The 21,313-nt window shown below is 71.6% G+C and carries 16 protein-coding genes; 11 read left to right on the forward strand and 5 right to left on the reverse strand.

Features of this window, described 5'->3' with window-relative positions; all coding sequences use genetic code 11:
- Positions 1-453: ATP-binding cassette domain-containing protein (locus ACWCSD_RS23475; RefSeq protein ID WP_449917840.1), on the reverse strand; the 453-nt coding region annotated here is incomplete at its 3' end.
- 40 nt (positions 454-493) lie between these two features.
- Positions 494-979 (reverse strand): Lrp/AsnC family transcriptional regulator, encoded by a 486-nt coding sequence (locus ACWCSD_RS23480; RefSeq protein ID WP_449917843.1) that lies wholly within the window; start codon positions 977-979, stop codon positions 494-496.
- A 94-nt stretch (positions 980-1,073) separates the two neighbouring features.
- Here ACWCSD_RS23480 and ACWCSD_RS23485 point away from each other — a divergent pair, with 94 nt between their 5' ends.
- From ACWCSD_RS23485 to ACWCSD_RS23510, 6 genes are all read left to right on the forward strand, one after another.
- The gene (locus ACWCSD_RS23485; protein ID WP_449917845.1) at positions 1,074-1,766 is read left to right on the forward strand and encodes a nitroreductase family protein; all 693 of its coding nucleotides are present in this window, start codon (positions 1,074-1,076) and stop codon (positions 1,764-1,766) included.
- A 73-nt stretch (positions 1,767-1,839) separates the two neighbouring features.
- On the forward strand, positions 1,840-3,669 hold the full coding sequence (locus ACWCSD_RS23490; RefSeq protein ID WP_387667537.1) for a M14 family zinc carboxypeptidase: 1,830 nt from the start codon (positions 1,840-1,842) through the stop codon (positions 3,667-3,669).
- Between the two features lie 509 nt (positions 3,670-4,178).
- Positions 4,179-5,999 carry a cellulose binding domain-containing protein gene (locus ACWCSD_RS23495; RefSeq protein ID WP_397162584.1) on the forward strand — a complete coding sequence of 607 codons (1,821 nt, stop codon included), beginning with the start codon at positions 4,179-4,181 and terminating at the stop codon, positions 5,997-5,999.
- The gene (locus tag ACWCSD_RS23500) at positions 5,996-7,684 is read left to right on the forward strand and encodes a fibronectin type III domain-containing protein (RefSeq protein ID WP_358283868.1); all 1,689 of its coding nucleotides are present in this window, start codon (positions 5,996-5,998) and stop codon (positions 7,682-7,684) included. Before ACWCSD_RS23495 ends, ACWCSD_RS23500 begins: the two co-directional genes overlap by 4 nt.
- Before the next feature lie 75 nt (positions 7,685-7,759).
- Positions 7,760-9,418 (forward strand): carbohydrate binding domain-containing protein, encoded by a 1,659-nt coding sequence (locus tag ACWCSD_RS23505; RefSeq protein ID WP_397162586.1) that lies wholly within the window; start codon positions 7,760-7,762, stop codon positions 9,416-9,418.
- Positions 9,415-11,241 carry a chitinase gene (locus ACWCSD_RS23510; RefSeq protein WP_449917849.1) on the forward strand — a complete coding sequence of 609 codons (1,827 nt, stop codon included), beginning with the start codon at positions 9,415-9,417 and terminating at the stop codon, positions 11,239-11,241. Before ACWCSD_RS23505 ends, ACWCSD_RS23510 begins: the two co-directional genes overlap by 4 nt.
- Here the strand turns inward: ACWCSD_RS23510 and ACWCSD_RS23515 are convergent.
- Positions 11,228-12,814: a molybdopterin-dependent oxidoreductase gene (locus ACWCSD_RS23515; protein WP_357984351.1), complete on the reverse strand. Its 1,587-nt coding sequence runs from the start codon at positions 12,812-12,814 to the stop codon at positions 11,228-11,230. The two genes, ACWCSD_RS23510 and ACWCSD_RS23515, sit on opposite strands and share 14 nt — an antisense overlap.
- 117 nt (positions 12,815-12,931) lie before the next feature.
- On the opposite strand from ACWCSD_RS23515, the gene ACWCSD_RS23520 reads away from it, so the two are divergent.
- Complete coding sequence (locus ACWCSD_RS23520; RefSeq protein ID WP_397162588.1) at positions 12,932-14,275, forward strand: hypothetical protein; 1,344 nt, start codon at positions 12,932-12,934, stop codon at positions 14,273-14,275.
- Here ACWCSD_RS23520 and erm read toward each other — a convergent pair.
- On the reverse strand, positions 14,261-15,088 hold the full coding sequence (gene erm, locus ACWCSD_RS23525; RefSeq protein ID WP_449917852.1) for an ErmE/ErmH/ErmO/ErmR family 23S rRNA (adenine(2058)-N(6))-methyltransferase: 828 nt from the start codon (positions 15,086-15,088) through the stop codon (positions 14,261-14,263). The two genes, ACWCSD_RS23520 and erm, sit on opposite strands and share 15 nt — an antisense overlap.
- A gap of 232 nt (positions 15,089-15,320) precedes the next feature.
- Between erm and ACWCSD_RS23530 the strand changes: the two genes are divergently transcribed.
- The 4 genes from ACWCSD_RS23530 (at position 15,321) to ACWCSD_RS23545 (ending at position 19,866) form a co-directional block, all read left to right on the forward strand.
- Complete coding sequence (locus tag ACWCSD_RS23530; protein ID WP_449917855.1) at positions 15,321-16,382, forward strand: ATP-binding protein; 1,062 nt, start codon at positions 15,321-15,323, stop codon at positions 16,380-16,382.
- The gene (locus tag ACWCSD_RS23535) at positions 16,379-18,154 is read left to right on the forward strand and encodes a vWA domain-containing protein (RefSeq protein WP_449917858.1); all 1,776 of its coding nucleotides are present in this window, start codon (positions 16,379-16,381) and stop codon (positions 18,152-18,154) included. Before ACWCSD_RS23530 ends, ACWCSD_RS23535 begins: the two co-directional genes overlap by 4 nt.
- 98 nt (positions 18,155-18,252) lie before the next feature.
- Positions 18,253-19,107 (forward strand): hypothetical protein, encoded by an 855-nt coding sequence (locus tag ACWCSD_RS23540; protein WP_397162591.1) that lies wholly within the window; start codon positions 18,253-18,255, stop codon positions 19,105-19,107.
- A 36-nt stretch (positions 19,108-19,143) separates the two neighbouring features.
- Positions 19,144-19,866 carry a DUF6597 domain-containing transcriptional factor gene (locus ACWCSD_RS23545; RefSeq protein ID WP_449917860.1) on the forward strand — a complete coding sequence of 241 codons (723 nt, stop codon included), beginning with the start codon at positions 19,144-19,146 and terminating at the stop codon, positions 19,864-19,866.
- On the opposite strand, the gene ACWCSD_RS23550 is transcribed toward ACWCSD_RS23545, so the two are convergent.
- Positions 19,843-20,868: an AI-2E family transporter gene (locus ACWCSD_RS23550; protein WP_364324250.1), complete on the reverse strand. Its 1,026-nt coding sequence runs from the start codon at positions 20,866-20,868 to the stop codon at positions 19,843-19,845. The genes ACWCSD_RS23545 and ACWCSD_RS23550 overlap by 24 nt on opposite strands.
- Positions 20,869-21,313: the final 445 nt, after the last annotated feature.

Below are 21,313 nucleotides of genomic sequence, written 5' to 3' on the forward strand. Positions count from 1 at the left end.
GACCAGGCTGACCGCCAGGTCCAGCCGGCGGCGCATGCCGCCCGAGTAGCCGGCCGCCGGCCGGCCCGCCGCCTCCTCCAGGCCGAACCTGGCCAGCAGCTCGGCGGCCCTGGCCCTGGCGGCCGCCCTGGACAGGCCGAGCAGGCGGCCGACGAGCACGAGGTTCTGGGTGCCGGTCAGCTTCTCGTCGACCGAGGCGTACTGGCCGGTCAGGCCGATCAGCTCGCGGACCCGGCGGGCCTGGGTGACGACGTCGTGCCCGCCGACCGTGGCGTGGCCGGCGTCGGGGGCGGCGAGGGTGGCCAGGATGCGGACGGCGGTGGTCTTGCCCGCGCCGTTGGGGCCGAGCACGCCGAGCACGGTGCCGGTCCTGACCCGCAGGCCGACGCCGTCCAGCGCGGTCTTGTCGCCGTACCGCTTGACGAGCCCTTCCGCTTCGATCGCGTATGTCATGCCCCTACGGTCGCGGAGGGCGCTGGCAGCGGCCTGGCACCTACCTGTCAGCCCTGTCAGCCGCCGCCAGCGGCAGCACCCGGTGCGGCACGACGGTCGACAGCGCGATGACGGTGCTGCTCCGGCGCACGCCGGGGATCGTCAGCATCCGGTCGATCACCCGCTGGACGTGCTCGTTGTCGCGGCCCGCGACGCGGCACCAGACGTCGCCAGGACCGGTCACGATGCAGGCTTCGAGCAGCTCGGGGATGGACTCCAGGGTTCTGGAGATGTGCTCGCGGGCGGCCTGCTCGACCTCCAGGGTGGTGAACGCCTGCACCGGGTAGCCGAGGGCGGCGGGGGACAGGTTCGGGCCGTAGTCGATGATCACGCCGTCCGCGGCCATCCGGTCCAGCCTGGCCTGTACGGTCCCCCGCGCCACCCCGAGCAGCCGGGCGATCTCCAGCAGCCCGCTGCGCGGCCGGTCGGCGACCAGGCGCAGGACGCGCAGGTCCAGATCGTCGAGCCCGCGGCGACGTGCCGGCATATTCGCCTCCCAAAAGCCGATTCGGCTGTCAGATCGGCAGCATACGGCGCGCGGTGTTGTCAGACCCGCCGGTCGTGCCGAGACTGCGGATCTTATGGAGCACCAGTTTCCGTTCGTCCCCTACCGGCCCGAACGTTACGACGCCGACGAGATGATCAAGCGCGGGGAGGAGTTCCACGCGCTGGCCGACCGGCGGCGCAGCGTGCGCTTCTTCAGCGACGAGCCGGTGCCGTACCGGTGCGTCGAGCTGGCCGTGCGGGCGGCCAACACCGCGCCGTCGGGCGCGCACCAGCAGCCGTGGAAGTTCGTGGTGATCGGCGACCCGGAGGTCAAGCGGCGCATCCGCGAGGCCGCCGAGGAAGAGGAACGCCGCAACTACGAGGGCGGCAGGCTGCCGCAGGAGTGGCGCGAGGCGCTGGCCCCGCTGGAGACGACCTCCGACAAGGGCTACCTGGAGGTCGTGCCGTGGCTGGTGGTGTGCTTCGCCGAGAAGTACGGCGTGCGCCCCGGCGGCCGCAAGGTCAAGCACTACTACGTCAACGAGAGCGTGGGCATCGCCTGCGGCCTGTTCATCACCGCCCTGCACGCCATGGGCCTGTCCACGCTCACCCACACCCCCAACCCGATGGCCTTCCTCAGCGAGATCTGCGAACGCCCGGCCAACGAGCGGCCCTACATCCTGTTCCCCGTCGGGTACGCCGCCCCCGACGCCGAGGTGCCTGACCTCGCCAGGAAACCGCTGGACGAGGCCCTGATCCGGTTCGACGGAAAATTGGGCCTTTCCTAGGGCACCCATCGTCTTCACTCTCAGTTCAGGCGCGGGTCAAACCCCCCAGTCCCGCGCGGGCGAGGAGGACGAGGTGAAACGCCGATTACTCATCCTGCTGGCGGTCCTGGGCATGGTCAGCCTGACCGGCATGACCGGCGCCGGGGCCGGCGCGGAACCACCGGCGAACAAGCAGTACCGGGTCTCCGGCCCGGCCGACGCGCGGCAGCGCAGCGCCGTGGCGGCGACGGGCGCCGCCATCGAGGACGTGCAGGCGGACTCGGTGCTGGTCACCGCCACGGGAGCGGAGATCGCGGCCATCAGGCGGCTCGGCTACCGGGTGACGGAGGCCCCGCGCCCGGCGCCGCCGGACGCCGTCGGGACGTTCGACTTCCCGCCGTCGGACTCCGGCTACCACAACTACGCGGAGATGACGGCCGAGATCAACACCCTGGTCGCGGCCCATCCGGGGATCATGAGCCAGAGCACGTTCGGCACCTCGTACGAGGGCCGGCCGATGCGCCTGGTCAAGATCAGCGACAACGTGGGCACGGACGAGGCCGAGCCCGAGGTGCTGTTCACCGCCCACCAGCACGCCCGCGAGCACCTCACGGTCGAGATGGCGCTCTACATCATGCACCTGCTGACCGACAACTACGGCACCGACGCCAGGATCACGAACCTGGTCAACACCCGTGAGATCTGGATCATGCCGGACCTCAACCCGGACGGCGGCGAGTACGACATCGCCAGCGGCACCTACCGTTCCTGGCGCAAGAACCGGCAGCCGAACTCCGGCTCCTCGGCGGTCGGCACCGACCTCAACCGCAACTGGGCCTACCAGTGGGGCTGCTGCGGCGGCTCCTCGGGCTCGACCTCCAGCGAGACCTACCGCGGCGCGAGCGCCGAGTCGGCCCCCGAGGTCAAGGCGGCGGCCGACTGGGTGCGCAGCCGGGTCGTCGGCGGCGTGCAGCAGATCAGGACGAACCTCGACTGGCACACCTACAGCGAGCTGGTCCTGTGGCCCTACGGCTACACCTACAACGACACCGCCCCCGGCCTGACCCAGGACGACCGGGACGCGCACGCCACCCTCGGCCAGAACATGGCCGGCACCAACGGCTACACGCCTGAGCAGTCCAGCGACCTCTACATCACCGACGGCACGATCGACGACTGGATGTGGGGCCAGTACAAGATCTTCAGCTTCACGTTCGAGATGTACCCGGTCGGCGCGAGCCCCGGCTTCTACCCGCCGGACGAGCAGATCGTCCCGCAGACCACCCGCAACAAGGAGGCCGTGCTGCGCTTCCTGGAGTACTCCGACTGCGTCTACCGGATCATCGGCAAGGAGTCGCAGTACTGCGGCACCGGCACGCCGCCGGTGACGGTCTGGTCCGACACGTTCGAGACGGCGACCGGCTGGACGGCGAACCCGTCCGGCACCGACACCGCCACCACGGGCGCGTGGGAGCGCGGCGACCCGGAGGCGACCACCTCCTCGGGCGCCAAGCAGCTCGGCACCACGGTCAGCGGCACGAACGACCTGGTGACCGGCCGCCTGGCGGGCGCCGCGGCCGGTGACTACGACCTCGACGGCGGCGTCAGCTCGATCCAGTCGCCGCCGATCACGCTGCCCTCGACGGGCACGCTGAGCCTGTCGCTGTCGTGGTACCTGGCGCACGGCTCCAATGCCTCCAGCGCGGACTACTTCCGGGTCCGCGTGGTCGGCGGCACCACGACCACCGTGTTCCAGCAGGCCGGCGCGGCCACGAACCGCAACGGCGCCTGGGCCGTGGCGACGGCCGACCTGACCGCCTACGCGGGCCAGACGGTCCGCATCCTCATCGACGCGGCCGACGCCTCCGGGGCCTCCCTGGTGGAGGCGGGCGTGGACGACGTCAAGATCACCCAGCAGCCCTGACCCGACCACCGCGCCCCCTCGCCCGGACCCCGGTCCGGGCGAGGGGGCGCTGCCGTTGCCGCCGGCACCCCGCGTTTCGGCACGTCACGGGCCGTCACGTGATTGGGTCTTGTAAGCACAGGGTGTCAAGGCTACGATCGCGACAACTCTTAGGAAACTTTCCTAAAAGAAATCATGGATCGGATGGCCCATGACTCGCTCGCCGCCCGCATGACTCGCTGCTGAGCTGCGGAGACATCCACCCGAACGACCCCTTCTGCCACGCCCCCGGCGCTGCGGGCGTGCACACCCCCCACCTCTTCCCAGCCGCTGGAGCGGTCACGCGGCCCGGCCGGACGCACCGGCCCTGACTGCCGCTGCAAGCTCCGCGCGCGCCTGCTTTTCCACCGGCCTGCGCCGACACCCCCCGAAAAGGCCCGTGTCTCACCTCCACGGGCCCGTGCCGTACGGCTTGCGCTCTCACCCCCCGGTGCAAGCCGTACGGCACGCCAGAAGAACGGAAATCGACAGTGAGATTTCGCGCGATCTTCTTAGCGCTCGCGACCCTCGCACTGAGTCTCCTGGCCCTGCCCGCCCACGCCGCCGCCGCCACCGCGACCTTCGTCAAGGTCGCCGACTGGGGGTCCGGCTTCGAGGGCAAGGTCACCGTCGTCAACGGCACCACCGCCCCCCTGGCCTGGAACGTGCAGTTCGACGTGCCGGCCGGGTTCTCCATCCCGTCCGCCTGGGACGCGGTCCTGACCAGGAGCGGCCAGCACTACACGTTCACCGCGCCGAGCTGGGCGGGACCGCTGGCGGCCGGGGCGAGCACGAGCTTCGGCTTCAACGGCGCCCCCGGCAACTTCCCCGGCATCACCGGCTGCACGCTGAACGGCTCCTCCTGCGGCGGCACGACCGTCGAGGTCCCCGGCAAGCCCGGCACGGCCACCGCGACCAGCACCGACACCAGCATCGCCCTGTCCTGGGGCGCCTCCACGGGCACGGTGACCGGCTACCGCGTCTACGAAGGCAGCGCCGTCAAGGCCACCGTCACCGGCACCACGGCGACGATCTCCGGCCTCGGGACGTGTCAGAGCCACACCTACACCGTCAAGGCGTACAACTCGGCGGGCGAGTCGGCCGCCGGCGACGCCGTGACCGCGACCACCACGGGCTGCGGCACCGGCGTGCCCGGCAAGGCCGGCCCGATCACCGTGACCGGCACCTCCCAGACCGGCGCCACGGCCACCTGGCCGGCGGTCGCCGGAGCCACCGGCTACCAGGTCCGGCTCAACGGCTCCCAGGTGGCCACCGTCACCGGCACCTCCTACACCCTCACCGGCCTGACCGCCTGCACCTCGTACTCGCTGACGGTCACCGCGTCGAACGCCACCGGCGACGGCCCGCCCAGCGACGCCGCGACCTTCACCACCCCGGGCTGCACCACCGACCCGCTGCCCAAGCACTTCCTGACCGGCTACTGGCACAACTTCGTCAACGCCGCGACCGAGCTCAAGCTGTCGGCCGTGCCCAACGAGTACGACGTCGTCGCCGTCGCCTTCGGCGAGGCCACCTCCACCGCCGGCGAGGTCGTCTTCTCGGTCGACCCGGGCCTTTCCACCGCGCTCGGCGGCTACACCGACGCCCAGTTCAAGGCCGACGTGCAGGCCCTGCACCAGCGCGGCAAGAAGGTCATCCTGTCGGTCGGCGGCGAGGCCGGTCGCGTGCAGGTCTCCAGCGGCGCGGCCGCCACGAAGTTCGCCGACACGGTGTACGCGCTGATGCAGAGCTACGGCTTCGACGGCGTGGACATCGACCTGGAGAACGGCCTCAACGCCACCTACATGGGCCAGGCCCTGCGGTCGCTGCGCGCGAAGGCCGGCAGCGGACTGATCATCATGATGGCCCCGCAGACCATCGACATGCAGTCGACCGGGATGGAGTACTTCAAGCTCGCCCTGAACATCAAGGACATCCTCACGGTCGTCAACATGCAGTACTACAACTCGGGCTCCATGCTCGGCTGCGACCAGTCCGCGGCGTACTCGCAGGGGACGGTCAACTTCATGACCGCCCTGGCCTGCATCCAGCTGGAGAACGGCCTGCGCCCCGACCAGGTGGCACTGGGCCTGCCGGCCGGGCCCGGGGCCGCGGGCGGCGGCGTCGTCTCGCCCTCCCTCGTCAACCAGGCGCTCGACTGCCTGGCCAAGCGCACCAGTTGCGGATCCTTCGTACCGCCGCGCGCCTACCCGGACATCCGGGGCGCGATGACCTGGTCCATCAACTGGGACGCCAGCAACAACTGGTCCTTCTCCAAGACCGTCAAGCCGCACCTTCAGGGAATGCCATGAGATTACGTAGCAGACTGATCAGCTCGGTGGCCGGCCTGGCCATCGCCCTCACCGGGGCCGGCCTGGCCACGGGCGTACCCACCGCCTACGGCGCCGCCGCCCAGCAGCAGCTGGCCGCTGCCTGGGCGCCGTGGACCGCCTACGCCACCGGCGCCGCCGTCACCTACAACGGCGTGGACTACGTGGCCCTCCAGGGTCACACCTCCCAGCCCGGCTGGGAGCCGCCGAACGTGCCCGCGCTGTGGAAGCAGGGCAGCGGCGGAGGCGACCCCACCCCGCCGTCGGTGCCCGGCAACCTGCGCTCGACCACCGTCACCGCCACCAGCGCCGGCCTGGCCTGGGACGCCTCCACCGACAACGTCGGCGTGACCGGCTACAACGTCTACCGCGGCGGCACCCAGGTCGGCACCGCGACCGGCACGACGTACACCGACAACGGGCTGACGGCCTCGACCACCTACAGCTACACCGTCCGGGCCCGCGACGCCGCGGGGAACCTGTCCGGCGTCAGCAACGCGCTCAGCGTGACCACTCCCGGCGGCACCGGCGCGCCCGGCCAGCCCGGCACGGTCACCACGACCGTGACCGACACCAGCATCGCGCTGTCGTGGGGCGCCTCCTCCGGCACGGTGACCGGGTACCGCGTCTACGAGGGCGCGACCCAGAAGGCCGAGGTCACCGGGACCAGCACGACGATCTCCGGGCTGAGCGCCTGCCAGAGCCACACCTACACCGTCAAGGCGTACAACTCGGTGGGCGAGTCGGCCGGGCGTGACGTCTCGGCGACCACGACCGGCTGCCCGACCGGCGGCAAGATGCCCGGCGCGCCCTACCTCTACACCGGCTGGGGCGACCCGCCCTCTCCCACCACGGTGATGAGCGCGACCGGCATCAAGTCGTTCACGATGGCCTTCATCCTGGCCAGCAACGGCTGCAACCCGGCCTGGGACGGGCAGCGCCCGCTGACCGGCGGCCAGGACGCGCAGGCCATCTCGGCCATCAAGGCGGCCGGCGGCAGCGTGCAGGTGTCCTTCGGCGGCTGGCAGGGCAACAAGCTCGGCCCGAACTGCTCCACGCCCGAACTGTTCGCCGGCGCGGTGCAGAAGGTCATCAACGCCGTCGGCCCGGCCGTGGTGGACTTCGACATCGAGAACACCGACGAGTTCGAGAACCTGACCGTCCAGGACCGCATCCTGAACGCCCTGAAGATCGTCAAGGCGGCCAACCCGAACGTCAAGATCGCCGTCACCTTCGGCACCGCGACCACCGGCCCGACCTACTACGGCACCCGCCTGATCAACCGCGCCAAGGAACTGGCGGTGCCGATCGACAACTACACGATCATGCCGTTCGACTTCGGCGGCGGCGCCAACATGTACCAGAACACCGTCAACGCGGCCGAAGGGCTCAAGAACGCCCTGAAGACCGCCCAGGGCTGGACCGACGCCCAGGCGTACGCCCACATGGGCATCTCCGGCATGAACGGCCTGTCCGACCAGCAGGAGCTTACCAACCAGAGCACCTGGACCCAGATCCGCGACTACGCCAACTCCCACGGCCTGACCAGGCTCGCCTTCTGGTCGGTCAACCGCGACCGTCCCTGCCCCGGCGGCGGTGTCGCGGAGAACTGCAGCGGCATCGCCCAGGACAACTGGGAGTTCACCAAGATCACCGCTGGCTTCTGACCCGCTGAGGCGGCCCGCCACCCTCCTGTGGCGGGCCGCACCGGCGCGCGGTCCGCACCCCCCGAAAGGACCCGCATGAGACCCCGCACGAGACTGCGCGGACTGGCGGCCACGGCCCTGGCCGCACTGGGACTCACCGTCCTGCACGCCACCCCGGCCGCCGCCGCGAACATCCTGTCCAACCCCGGCTTCGAGTCCGGCCTGAGCGGCTGGACCTGCCCGGCCGGCGCGCAGGCCGTCACCACCCCCGCGCACGGCGGCACGCAGGCGCTCCAGGCCACCCCGCAGGGCTCCGACCTCGCCCGCTGCCAGCAGACCGTCACGGTCAAGCCCGGCACCGCCTACCAGCTCTCGGCCTGGGCCCAGGGCTCCTACGTCTTCCTCGGCGCGACCGGCGCCGGCGTCAACGCCAGCACGTGGGGCGCCCCCGGCAACCAGTGGGGCCAGCTCAGGACCTCCTTCACCACCGGCGCCGGCACCACCTCCGTGACCGTGTACGTCAGCGGCTGGTACGGCCAGAGCGCCTACACCGCCGACGACGTCGTCCTCGACGGCCCCGGCGGCCCGCCCGACACGCAGGCGCCGACCGTCCCCGGCAGCGTGGCCGTCGGCGGCCCCACCGGCACCTCCCTGACGGTGACCTGGTCGCCCTCCACCGACGACTCCGGCTCGGTGGCCCGCTACGAAGTCTCCAGGGACGACGCCGCCCCCGTCGCCGTTCCCACGACCAGCCACACCGCGACCGGCCTCACCCCCGACACCTCCTACGCCTTCCGCGTGCGGGCCTGCGACGCCGCCGGCAACTGCTCGGCCTACTCGCCCCCGGTCAGCGGCCGCACCACCAAGGACACCGTCCCGCCCGCCGGCGACATCCGGTACGCCCCCTACATCGACATCACGATGACCAGCCCGTCCCTGGTGGGCGCGGCCAACGCGACCGGCGTGAAGAACTACACGCTGGCGTTCGTCCTCGGCGACAGCAGCGGCTGCAACCCGGCCTGGGGCGGCACGATCCCGCTCGCCGACACCCGCATCGTCAACGACGTCAAGGCCCTCCAGGCCCAGGGCGGCCAGGTGGTCGTGGCCAGCGGCGGCGCGGTCGGACCGTACCTGGAGCACGCCTGCGGCACCTCGGCGGCGCTGCTGGCCGCCTACAAGAAGGTGCTCGACACCGTCGGCACCAACCACCTGGACGTCGACGTCGAGGCGAGCATCGACGCGAACAAGGTCAACACCGCGCTCAAGCAGCTCCAGACCGAGCGCGGCACGGTGATCAGCTACACGCTGCGCGTGCAGGGCCAGGACTACGGCGTGGACCCGTTCTCGTTGCAGATCCTCCAGGACGCCGCCGCCAAGGGCCTCGACGTGATCGTCAACCCCATGCTGATGAACTTCGGCTACACCGGCAACTGGGGCGACGCGATGACCGCCGCCGCCCAGGCCACGCTCGGCCAGATGAAGGGCGTCTGGCCGGCCAGGAGCGACGCCCAGCTCAGGCGCGCGCTCGGCGTCACCCCCATGATCGGCAAGAACGACACCGGCATGACCACCACCCAGGCCGACGCCCGCAAGCTCCTGACCTGGGCCAACAGCAACCACATCGGATTCGTCGGCTTCTGGTCGGCCGCCCGCGACAACGGCGGCTGCCCCAACGGCCAGGTCTCCCCGACCTGCAGCGGGATCTCCCAGTCCAGCTACGAGTTCACGAACATCTTCAAGGGGTTCACCGGATGAGCGGCATCTTCAGGTGGCGCACCGCCGTCGCGGCGGTCGTGCTCGCCCTCGGCACGGCGGGCCTGACCGCCACCCCCGCCCTGGCGGCCAACATCGCCGTCAACCCCGGCTTCGAGGACGGGCTGACTGGCTGGACCTGCAGCTCCTCCGCCGGGGCCGCGGCCGTCACCTCGCCCGTCCACGGCGGGACGAAGGCGCTCAAGGCCACCCCGGCGGGGGCCGACCTCGCCCGCTGCCAGCAGCAGATCAAGGTGCAGCCGTCGTCGTCGTACACGCTGTCGGCCTGGGTGCAGGGCGGCTACGTCTTCCTCGGCGCGACCGGCACCGGCGGCACCGACCCCCAGACGTGGGGCTCGCCCGGCTCGGCCTGGACGCAGCTGCGCACCACGTTCACCACCGGCGCCGCCACCACGTCCGTGACCGTCTACCTCAACTCCTGGTACGGCCAGAGCGCCTACCTCGCCGACGACGTCGTCCTGGACGGCGCGCCCGGCGGCGGAGGCGGCGGCGACACCCAGGCTCCCACCGTCCCCGGCAACCTGACCGTGGGCGGCGCGACCAGCAGCTCGCTCACCGCCACCTGGTCGGCCGCCACCGACAACGTCGGCGTGGACCGGTACGAGGTCTCCCGCGACGGCGGCGCCCCGGTCGCCGTGACCGCCACCAGCCACACCGCCACCGGCCTGGCCGCCTCCACCTCCTACCGCTTCAAGGTCCGCGCCTGCGACGCCGCAGGCAACTGCTCGCCCTACACCGCCGAGGCCACCGGCACCACGACCGCGGGCGGCGGCGGGGGAGGCGGACTGCCCAAACGCGTCCTGGTCGGCTACCTGCACGCCTCCTTCGCCAACGGCTCCGGCTACATCCGCATGGCCGACGTGCCCGCCGAATGGGACGTCATCAACCTCGCCTTCGGCGAGCCCACCTCGGTGACCTCCGGCGACATCCGCTTCCGCCAGTGCCCGGCCGCCGAGTGCCCGAACGTCGAACCCGAGGCGGACTTCGTCGCCGCCATCAAGGCCAAGCAGGCCCAGGGCAAGAAGGTGCTCATCTCCATCGGCGGCCAGAACGGCCAGGTGCAGCTCACCACCACGGCCGCCAGGGACAAGTTCGTCGAGTCGGTCGCGGCCATCATCGACAGGTACGGCCTGGACGGCCTCGACGTGGACTTCGAGGGCCACTCCCTCTACCTCAACCAGGGCGACACGAACCTGGCCAACCCCACCACGCCCGTCGTCGTCAACCTGATCTCCGCGCTGCGCGCCCTCAAGAGCCGCTACGGCGCCAAGTTCGTGCTCACCATGGCGCCCGAGACGTTCTTCGTGCAGCTCGGCTACCAGTTCTACGGCCCCGGCCCGAACGGCTCGGCCGACAGCAGGGCCGCCTCCTACCTGCCCGTCATCCACGCCCTGCGCGACGACCTGACCCTGCTGCACGTGCAGGACTACAACTCCGGCCCGATCACCGGCCTGGACAACCAGTACCACACGATGGGCGGCCACGACTTCCACGTCGCCATGACGGACATGCTGCTGGCCGGCTTCCCGATCATGGGCAACCCGAACAACGTGTTCCCGCCGCTGCGCCAGGACCAGGTGGCCATCGGCCTGCCCGCCTCGCCCAACGCGGGCAACGGGTTCACCACCGTCGCCGAGGTCCAGAAGGCGTTCGACTGCCTGGCCAAGGGCAGCAACTGCGGCAGCTACCGGCCCCGCGGCGTCTACCCGAACCTGCGCGGCCTGATGACCTGGTCGATCAACTGGGACAGGTACAACGCCTTCGAGTTCTCAAGGAGCCACCGGGCCTACCTCAACGGCCTGTGAACGGCCGGACGAGCTGGGTGGGCTTGAGCGGCACCCCCAACCCCGGCGGACGGTAGGTCGGCAGCGCCTCGCCGTACTCGTGCATCCAGGCGTGGTCGACCATCAGGCGCATGCGCCCGTCCGCCGGCGTGCCGTCCGGGTCCGCCCGGGACGTCCGCCCGGCCAGCCGGGCCACCGCCTCGGCCACCAGGCCCGCGTCCGGCGGCGCGAGGTCGCACTGCTCGTCGGGGCCGATGAGCAGGTCGACCTCCGGCGGCAGCGGGTAGATCGGCCGGGGGATGGCCAGCACGCGCGGCGAGGGAGCCATCGGCCACCCGTCGCGCACCGCCTCCAGCAGCACCGACCGCGACGTGCGGCGCGCGAACAGGCCCTCGCACAGGGCCCAGCTCAGCGCGCCCACGTCGGCGCGGTCCTCGCCGCAGGCGTGCAGGCACAGGTACGGCACCAAGGGGATCCCCGCGCCGCCCGCCGGCTGCGCCCACCCGCTGCCGCACCCGGTCAGCACCAGCAGCGCCAGCATCGCCCGGTAGGCGGTGTCGGCGTGCGGCGTCTCCAGCCGGCCCGGCACGATCATGCATCGCCCGCCGGTCTTCTCCGCCGTCACGCCCAGCTCCCGCGCCGTCTTCACGGTCCGCGAGGCGGCCACCCCGGTGTAGATCTCCTGCCAGCCCGGCGTGTACGGCTCCCGGTCCCCGTACCCCTGCGGCCACACCCCCGGCAGTCCGTCCCGGGCCACGCCGTAGGCGGCCAGCAGCAGGTCGAACACCGTGGTCACCAGCTCGCCGCCGTCCCTGACGACCGGCACGCCGCGCCGCAGCACGCCCGGCCCGAAGTCGAAGCGCGGCAGCAGCACCTGCACCGCCTCGCCGCCGTACACGCTGAGCCGGTCGCAGGCCCGGCCGAGCAGCCCGCCCGGCACGTACGCGTCCTCGCGCTCGCGCAGCCGCACCAGGAACGGCAGGTCCGTCCGCTCCATCGCGTGCGCGGCGAACGGCGGCCGGTCCAGGAAGAACTCCTTCAGCAGCACGTGCCCCATCGCCATCGCCAGCGCGCCGTCCGTGCCCGGCCGCACGACCAGCGTCTCGTCCGACAACCGGGTCGGATGGGTGCCGATCGCCACCACCTTCTGGCCCTTGTACCGCCCGGCGATCACCCAGGGCGTGTCCGCCGTCCGGGCCAGCCGGTTGTTCTCCCCCCACAGCAGCACGTACGCCGCCCGCGCCCAGTCCTCCGCCCCCGGCCCCGTGAACCGCGGCCCGAGCACCTGCTCCGACGCGCACGGATGCTCGGTCAGCAGCGCGCCGCCCAGCCCGTCCACCACGCCCGCCAGCGGCGACGTCGCCAGCGCCGCCACCCGGTCCGCGCCGTGCTCCGACGCCGTGTGCACGATCGCCGCCGCCGCCAGCTCGGCCGCCGTGGCGTCGTCCAGCGGGACCCGCCGCTCCCCGCGCCGCGCCTGGTAGACCTGAGAGTTGCCTGTGAGTTTCGCCCAGGCCGCGACCGGGTCACGGACCCCGTCCCTCACCTCGAAATAGAGCCTGACCAGTGCCTGGTTGACCTGCGATCCCCCCATGGAAAAAGTTCAACACAGACAGTCATGTTCTATCGCGTTACGTGTCCGCATGTCGGGGATAAGAATTGGAAGCCCAGGTGGCGGCACTCAGATTGTTACGGCAGGCTAGGGGCCGCCATGGATTACGCAGTTCTCACGGGGGTCGTCCTCGTCACCGGTGTCGTCCTCGCCCTCGTCGCGCAGTGGCGCGACTGGCGTCCGCCCCTCTACGTCGCCGTGCTCGTCGGCATCGCCGTCCGCGTGCTGATCATGTACACCTCCGCGATCGACTCATGGCAACCCGTCGACTTCATGGAGAGCTTCAAGCCCGCCGGCGAGGCGGTGCTGCAGGGCAAGGACCCGGTGCTGGCCAGCGAGGGCGGCTGGCACTTCCTGCCGACCATCCCCTACGTCTACGGCATCCTGCTGTGGCTCGGCATCCCGTGGGAGTACGCCGGCCGCCTGGTCACCGTCGTCGCCGACATCGTGCTGATCCCGCTGGTCGGCAAGCTGGCCGGCGGCCCCAAGGCGTCCCTGCGCGCCCTCCAGTACGCGTTCAACCCGCTGGCCGTGCTCATCGCCAGCGTCCACGGCCAGGTCGAGCCGGTCGCGCTCGTGTTCGGCGTGGCCGCGTTCGTGGTGGCCCGCGGGCCCGGCGCACCCGACCGTCCCGGCGTGGCCATCGACGCCGCCGTCCTCGGCGCCGTGGCGCGCCGCCCTGTCGCCATGCTGCGCCGCGCCCTCATGCCCGGCTCCGACGACCGCGCCGACCTGCGGCGCGCCATGCTGGCCGGGCTGCTCATGGGCCTCGCGCTGTGCGCCAAGAGCTGGCCGATCTGGCTGATCCCCGGCATGCTGCTGCTCCTGCCCCACCTGCGGGCCAGGATCGCCGCGCTCGTCATGACCGGCATCGTCCCGGTGTTCTTCCTGGTCACCTCGCCGATCTTCGCGGGCACCACGCTCGACGAGATCCCGGCCGTCATCCGTACCATCCAGGACATCCGCCCGATCGTCGGCGAATGGGGCTACACCCCGTGGTTCACCGGCGGCGACTGGGCCCTGATGCCGGGGCTGGCCTCGTTCGGCACGAAGCTCATCTACATCAGCGTCGTCGGCGTCCTGCTGCTGTGGCGGCGGGCCGACCCGATCGACCTGACCACGGCCATCCTGCTGATCTTCATGGTCATGACGCCCCGCCTCGGCGCCCAGTACCTGCTGTGGTTCATGCCGTTCCTGGTGGCCAGGCCGACCAGGTGGGCCTGGCCGGCCATCATCGGAACCTCCTTCTGGGCCGCCTTCGGCTACCTGTACATGACGCAGTTCAGCGTCAACGACTGGTGGTACCTCCACCGCGACTGGTCACGGGCCTCCATCGTGCTGCTGCCGGTGCTGCTGCTGGCGATGCCCTGGGCCCGTCGCGTGTCGACGGCCCAGGACAGAGTCGCCGCCGTCCCGCCGAAGGTCGCCTCAACGGCGCTCTAGCCGTCGCCACAGGCTCACCCACTGGTCCGGGTGCACGTGCCCCACGACGGCGTCGCGGGGCACGCCCGCCTCGCCGAGCGCCGCGTCCACCCCCTGGTAGCGCGTGCGCAGGGACGCGCGCACCGAGCCGCCGACCCCGCCGAAGCCCAGCTCGACCAGCTCCAGGTAGCTCCCGCGGTCGCGCACCAGCGGTTCGGGCCGCCGTCGCACGCGCAGGATCGCCGAGTCCACCGACGGCACGGGACGGAAGCTCTCCCTGCCGATCGTGTCGCCGAGCCGCCAGTCGAACCACGGCCACGACGACACCGTGACCAGGCTCCACCGGCCGTAGTCGCCGGTGCGCTTGCGCGCGTACTCCCGCTGGGTGAGCAGCGTCGCCGAGGTCAGCTCGCGCGCCCGCAGGCACCAGTCGACGATCCTCGACGTGATCGAGTACGGGATGTTGCCCACGACCGCGAACGGCTCACGCGGCGCCCGCGCGGCCGTGAAGTCACCCCTGACCACCTCGATCCGCGGGTCGTCGCGCGTACGCGAGGCCAGCCGCCCGGCGAGCCGGGGATCGAGCTCGTAGCCGATCACCCGCGCACCGGCCTCGGCCAGCGCCAGCGTGAGCGCCCCCGGCCCGGAGCCGGGTTCGAGCACCAGCCCCTCCGGCGCCGCCGCCTTGATCATCAGCTCCACGGCATGCCGGTCGGCCAGGAAGTTCTGCGAGAGCTCACGCCTGAGCCGGTCGGCGGGCGTGCGACCGCCGCCGCCGTTCCTGACGTTCTTCTGGGTGTGTGAATAGTTTCCGTGCGCGAAGTTCTGCGCCACAGCACTGCCCTTTCGGGTCCTCGAGATGAACAGGTCTCGAAGGGCCCTGGGCGCGCCGGCGGACGCGCGGTGTCAGCCGTCCGCTAGCGGGCCAGAGCCCGGCCGTGGCGGATGCGGATGAACACGGTGCAGAACATGGAACACATGGCGCCGACAGTAGGCCGGGCGGCGCCACCAGGGCAAACGATTAAATGTGATGCGCGGGCACGCCCGGTTCGTCACCCTTGGACGCATGCAGGCAACGGTCACCGTCACCCCGGCGCAGCTTCCGGAGGTGCTGCTGCACGTCGCCGTGGTCCGCCCGGTCTTCCTGTGGGGCGCGCCCGGCATCGGCAAGAGCTCGCTGGTACGCGAGTTCGCCGGCTCCCTCGGCCTCGACTGCGTGACCCTGCTCGGCACCCAGCTCGCCCCCGAAGACCTGATCGGCGTGCCCGAGCTGGTCGGCGGGCGCAGCCGGTTCGCGCCGCCGGAGTCCATCGCCCGCGACGAGCCCTACTGCCTGTTCCTCGACGAGCTCAACGCCTCCGCGCCCGAGGTGCAGAAGGCGTTCTACTCGCTGATCCTCGACCGCCGCATCGGCACGTACGAGCTGCCCGCCGGCTCGGTCGTGATCGGCGCCGGCAACCGGGCCACCGACAACGCGCTGGCCCGCCCGATGGCCTCGGCCCTGATCAACCGCCTGGTCCACGTGCACCTGCGCGCCTCGGCCGACGACTGGCTGAAGTGGGCGGCGTCCAGCGGGATCCACCCCTGGATCGTCGACTACCTCGTCCAGCGCCCCGACCACCTGTGGAGCCCGCCGCCCAAGACCGAGGAGCCGTTCTCCTCGCCGCGCGCCTGGCACATGCTCTCCGACGTGCTCACCTCCTACGGCGACGACGTCGGCGACGAGACCCTCGCGATGCTCGCCTTCGGCACCCTCACCACCGCCCACGCCTCCGCCTTCCGCGCCTACGTCAGGACCGTCCGCGACGCCTACGACCTCGACGCCGTGCTCAAGGGCGAGGCGCCCTGGCCGCGCCGTCCCGAGGAGCGCGACCTGCTCTACTTCCTGGCCGAGACCTTCCGCGCCCGCCTGATCAAGGAGCTGCCCGCCGACAAGCGCGGCGCCTCGGCCCGCGGCCGCGACCTCGGCTTCCGCGCCAAGACACTGCTCGTCGAGCTGGCCGAGATCTCCCTCGAATGCGCCCAGCTCGTCATCGCCAACGACGCCGACGGCGCGCCCGCGCTGCCCACCTGGTTCCTCGTCGAGATCGGCAGGGACGTGCCCCGGCTCATGGCGGCCCGCTCGTGAGCCGCCGCAAGCCCAAGGCCGACCCCTGGCGGGCCGAGGTCATGAACGGCTGGGCCGCCGTCAACCGCCACCCGCTGTTCGCCGGCCTGCACGGCACCCTGCTGGAGGCGGCCGACGGCCGGCTGCCGCCCGAGACGTGGGCCGTCGTCAGCGAGGACGGCGACGTCACCTTCCACCCCAAGCGCCGCGCCCCCGCCGAGGAGTGGGCATGGGTCTTCGCCCACCTGCTGCTCCACCTGGGCTTCGGCCACGCCGACCCGCGCGCCTGCGCCCCCAAGGACGTCGACGGCGACCTGCCCGACCCGGCCTACCACGCGGCCTGCTGCCTGGCGGTCGACCGTTTCCTGCGCACCGTCAAGATCGGACGCTGCCCCGCGCCGCTGCCCGCCGAGCTGCCCGAGGAGGACGAGGTGACGCTCTCCGAACGGTGGCGCAGGACCGGCGTCCCGCCCCCGTTCCAGCCGCTCGGCCCGGCCGACTTCCACATCGGCACCGAGCAGGACGCCGAGCACTTCGACTTCCAGCGCGGCTTCGCGATCGGCGTCGCCTGGTCCGCCACGTCCGCGCTCGACCGGGCCGGCGCGCCGCGCACCCCCGCCGAAGGCCACGTCAAGGGCCCCTGGGACGGCGCCCTGCGCTGGTTCATGTCGTCGTACCCGCTGCTCGGCGCGCTGGCCGCGGGCATGAAGATCGTCGCGGACGCCGAGCTGGCCAGGGCCTGGGACATCTCGATCGCCGCCGTCAGCGCCGAGGCGGCCGAGATCTACGTCAACCCGCTGGCCACGCACACCGAGCACGAATGGCGTTTCGTGCTCGCCCACGAGATGCTGCACGCCGCCCTGCGGCACGGCGAACGAGCCGGCATGCGCGACCCGTACCTGTGGAACGTCGCCTGCGACTACGTGATCAACGGCTGGCTGGTCGAGATGGGCGTCGGCGAGATGCCCGAAGGGCTGCTGTTCGACCAGTCGCTCGGCGCGCTGTCCGCCGAGGCCGTCTACGACCAGATCGCCGGCGACCTGCGGCGCATGCGCAAGCTGGCCACCCTGCGCGGCCGGGGCCTGGGCGACGTGCTCGACCGCCCGGCACGCCAGGCACGCGGCTACGTCGACCTCGACGACTACTACCGCAACGCCCTGTGCACCGGCCTGGCCTACCACCACTCCAGCGGACGCGGCCTGCTGCCCGCCGGGCTCGAACAGGAGATCCGCGCGCTCGAACAGCCGCCCCTGCCCTGGGACGCCCAGCTCGCCCGCTGGTTCGACGAGCACTTCCGGCCCGAGGAGTCGCGTCGCTCGTACGCCCGCGCCTCCCGCCGCCAGGCCGCCAGCCCCGGCATCCCGCGCCCCGGCCGGGTACGGCCCGAGGAGGTCGTCCGCAGGAAGACGTTCGGCGTCGTCCTCGACACCTCCGGTTCCATGGACGTCAAGCTGCTCGGCAAGGCACTCGGCGCCATCGCCTCCTACGCCGCCGCCCGCGACGTGCCCCGGGCCAGGGTCGTCTTCTGCGACGCCACCGCCTACGACGCCGGCTACCTGCCGGTCGAGGAGATCGCCGGCCGGGTCAGGGTGCGCGGCCGCGGCGGCACGATCCTCCAGCCCGGCGTCAAGCTGCTCGAACGCGCCGACGACTTCCCGCCCGACGGCCCCATCCTGCTGATCACCGACGGGCAGTGCGACGTGCTGCGCATCCGCCGCGAGCACGCCTTCCTGGTGCCCCAGGGCGCGCCGCTGCCCTTCCGGCCGCGCGGCCCGGTCTTCTTCATGAAGTGACCCGCCGACGCGTCCGATTCCGACAAGAGCCGCCCGCGCCCCCGGCGGTAGCGTCGCAGGACACGGCTCTCTCCACGGAAGCGGACACGGAAGCGGACATGGACACACTCGACCGAGCGGCACAGTTCCTGCGACTCCACGGCAGGCTCATCGACAGACTGAGATTCGAGGCCCTGTTCGCGGGCGGCTCCCGCGCCCGCGTCCTCGACGCCCTGCGCTGCTACCAGAACGCCGACGGCGGCTTCGGCAACGCCCTGGAGCCCGACCTGCGCGGCGCCGGCAGCCAGCCGCAGCCGGTCGAGGTCGCCTTCTGGATCCTCGACGAGCTCGACGCCTTCGACTCGCCGATGGTCGCCGCCGCCTGCGACTACCTGGCGGGCATCACGGCCGCCGGGGGCGGGGTGCCGTTCGTGCTGCCGTCCGTCCGCGACACGCCGCGCGCGCCCTGGTGGCAGGCCCCCGACGACCCGCCCGGCGACCTCAACCCCACCGCCGCGCTCGCCGGGCTGCTGCACAAGCACGGCGTCACCCACCCCTGGCTCGGGCCCGCCACCGACTTCTGCTGGTCGCGCGTCGCCCAGCTCACGCGGACCACTCCGTACGAGGCCCGCGCCCTGCTCGTGTTCCTCGAACACGTCCCCGACAGGGAGCGCGCGGTCGCCGAGTTCGACCGGCTGCGCGAGTCCGTCCTGGCCACGGTCACCTTCGACCCGCACGCCGAAGGCGCGGTCCACCACCCCCTCGACTTCGCGCCCGCGCCGTCGGCCCTGCCCCTCTTCGACGCCGCTACCCTCGACCCCCACCTGGACGCCATGGCCGCCGCCCAGTCCCCGGAAGGCGGCTGGCACCCGAACTGGAACACCTGGACCCCGCTGGTCGCCCACGAATGGGCGGGCTACCTGACCGTGGCACGCCTGCAGACCCTGCGCGCGTACGGCCGCCTGCCCGCCTGAACGGATTCTGTCGGCGGGGTCGCGTACGTTGGAGGCATGTACGCGGAACGGCACCCGGGCGACGCTCTCTCCGGCCGTGTCGCCTGCGTGTGGCAGCAGGTCAGCGAGGGCGACACCACGCAGCTCGTGGTGCCCGACGCCTGCCTCGACCTCGTCTGGGGGCCCGGCGGCCTCTTCGTGGCCGGCCCCGACACCGGCCCGGTGCCCACCCCGATGGCGGCGGGCGACGCCTACGTCGGCATCCGCTTCAAGCCCGGCGCGGCGGGCGCCGTCTTCGGCGTCCCGGTCCACGAGCTGCGCGACCGCCGCGTCCCGCTCGCCGCCCTGCCCGCCCTCGCCGTCACGTCCCCGCTGCTGTCCGACGCGGCCCTCGCGCCCGACCCGGCGGCGCGGCTCGCGGCCATGCGCGCCGCCGTCCTGACCCGCCTGCGCGAGACCCCCGCCCCCGACCCGGCCGCGCCCGCCATCGCCGGGGCGCTGCGCATGGGCCGCAGCGTGCGCGACGTCGCCTGGGCCATCGGCCTCAGCGAACGCCAGCTCCACCGCCGCAGCGTCGCCTCCTTCGGCTACTCGCCCAAGACCCTCCAGCGCGTCGTCCGCTTCCAGCGCGCGCTCACCCTGGCCCGCGCGGGCGTGCCGGCGGCGGAGGCGGCGGTCCGCGCCGGCTACGCCGACCAGGCCCACCTGTCCCACGACGTGAAACGGCTGAGCGGCGTCCCGCTGGGCCGCCTGCTCTCACCCGTCCGGCATCTTCCCTGACACCAGCGCCTGTACCCACTTCGCGCTCGGGTCGCTGTCGATCAGCACCGCCCGCGCCAGCAGGCTGAGCGGGATCGCCAGGATCGCGCCGAGCGGCCCCAGCATGAACGTCCACACGATCAGCGACAGGAACGTCATCGTGGTCGAGAGCCCCACCGCGTCCCCCAGGAACTTCGGCATGATGAACGACTGCGTGACCACGTTGATGACGATGTAGGCCACGACGACCAGCACCATCGTCTTGACGCCGCCGTGCAGGAGCGCCAGCAGGGCGGGCGGCAGCAGCCCGATGACGAACCCGATGTTCGGGATGTAGTTGGCGATCAACGCCAGCACCCCCCACAACAGCGGCAACGGCACGTCCAGCAACGACAGCACGATGACGTCGAGAACCGCGTCGATCAGCCCGAAGACGGTCGAGACGATGAGATACCGCCGCGTCTTGTGCGCGAACGTCGCCAGCGCCGTCACCAGCTGCGGCCGGTTCCCCTCGCCGGTGGTGAGGATCCGCGCCGTCACCGGCGCGTCGAGGCACATCGCCAGCAACAGCACCACGATCAGGAACAGGCTCGACAACACGCCGATCAGGCTCCCGAGCAGGCTCTGCGCCAGCCCCAGCATCCGGCCCGGGTCGAACGCCTGCACCGCCTTGGCCAGCACGTCGTTGCCCAGACCGTGGGTGCCGGCCCAGTGTTGCGACGCCGCCAGCAGCTCCTCGAACTGTTTGGCGTACGTCGGCAGCAGCGAGGCGAGCTGGGTGACGGAGATCGTCAGGATCCCCACCATGCCGAGCAGCACCAGCACCACGATCAGGAACGGCACCGCCACCTGCACCCATATGGGCGCCCGCCGCGCCGTCAGCCAGCTGCGCACCGGCGCCACGGCGATGACCAGCACGAGCGCCAGCACGACGGGCCCGACGATGGAATTGATCTCGCGCAGCCCGAACAGAGCGATCACCGCGCCGGCGATGCCCACCAGGAGGATGAGTGCTCTGGGCACGGATTGATCTCGCACGCCGGAATACCTACCCACCACGTCTTCCCGACGCGTGGCGGGTCGCCGATTTGACGGTTCTGGGGACCGTACATAGAGTTCACCAGTCCCACGAGGAAGGCGTTGATCGCCGACCTCACTCGGGGGCCACCTCCAGACACTGCCACTCCGGCGGACGTTCGCGTCCAACGGAAGGTCGATTCGACAAGAGTCGGGCTTGGGAGTAAGTTAGAGGGGTTGTCCCGGAAGCGGGGCGCGACTTAATTCCAGCAGGTCGAGCAAGTCCGGTCAATTTGACAGAGACTTGAACGGCTGAAAGAATTAAGACACAACGAAAGAACGCAAGACGAAATGAACGCCTCTGAGCGGGGATCCGGGAACGGGTTCTGGTGAGGAAGTACGCGTCCGTTTCTTGAGAACTCAACAGTGTGTTAAAAGCCAGTGCATGAAA

This window comes from Nonomuraea sp. NPDC001684 (assembly GCF_053596515.1).

Excerpts from the sequence above, each read along its gene's own strand:
- ACWCSD_RS23480 (WP_449917843.1), bottom strand. The coding sequence starts at position 979 with ATGCCGGCACGTCGCCGCGGGCTCGACGATCTGGACCTGCGCGTCCTG.
- ACWCSD_RS23485 (WP_449917845.1), top strand. The coding sequence starts at position 1,074 with ATGGAGCACCAGTTTCCGTTCGTCCCCTACCGGCCCGAACGTTACGAC.
- ACWCSD_RS23500 (WP_358283868.1), top strand. The coding sequence starts at position 5,996 with ATGAGATTACGTAGCAGACTGATCAGCTCGGTGGCCGGCCTGGCCATC.
- ACWCSD_RS23505 (WP_397162586.1), top strand. The coding sequence starts at position 7,760 with ATGAGACCCCGCACGAGACTGCGCGGACTGGCGGCCACGGCCCTGGCC.
- ACWCSD_RS23510 (WP_449917849.1), top strand. The coding sequence starts at position 9,415 with ATGAGCGGCATCTTCAGGTGGCGCACCGCCGTCGCGGCGGTCGTGCTC.
- ACWCSD_RS23515 (WP_357984351.1), bottom strand. The coding sequence starts at position 12,814 with ATGGGGGGATCGCAGGTCAACCAGGCACTGGTCAGGCTCTATTTCGAG.
- ACWCSD_RS23520 (WP_397162588.1), top strand. The coding sequence starts at position 12,932 with ATGGATTACGCAGTTCTCACGGGGGTCGTCCTCGTCACCGGTGTCGTC.
- ACWCSD_RS23530 (WP_449917855.1), top strand. The coding sequence starts at position 15,321 with ATGCAGGCAACGGTCACCGTCACCCCGGCGCAGCTTCCGGAGGTGCTG.
- ACWCSD_RS23540 (WP_397162591.1), top strand. The coding sequence starts at position 18,253 with ATGGACACACTCGACCGAGCGGCACAGTTCCTGCGACTCCACGGCAGG.
- ACWCSD_RS23545 (WP_449917860.1), top strand. The coding sequence starts at position 19,144 with ATGTACGCGGAACGGCACCCGGGCGACGCTCTCTCCGGCCGTGTCGCC.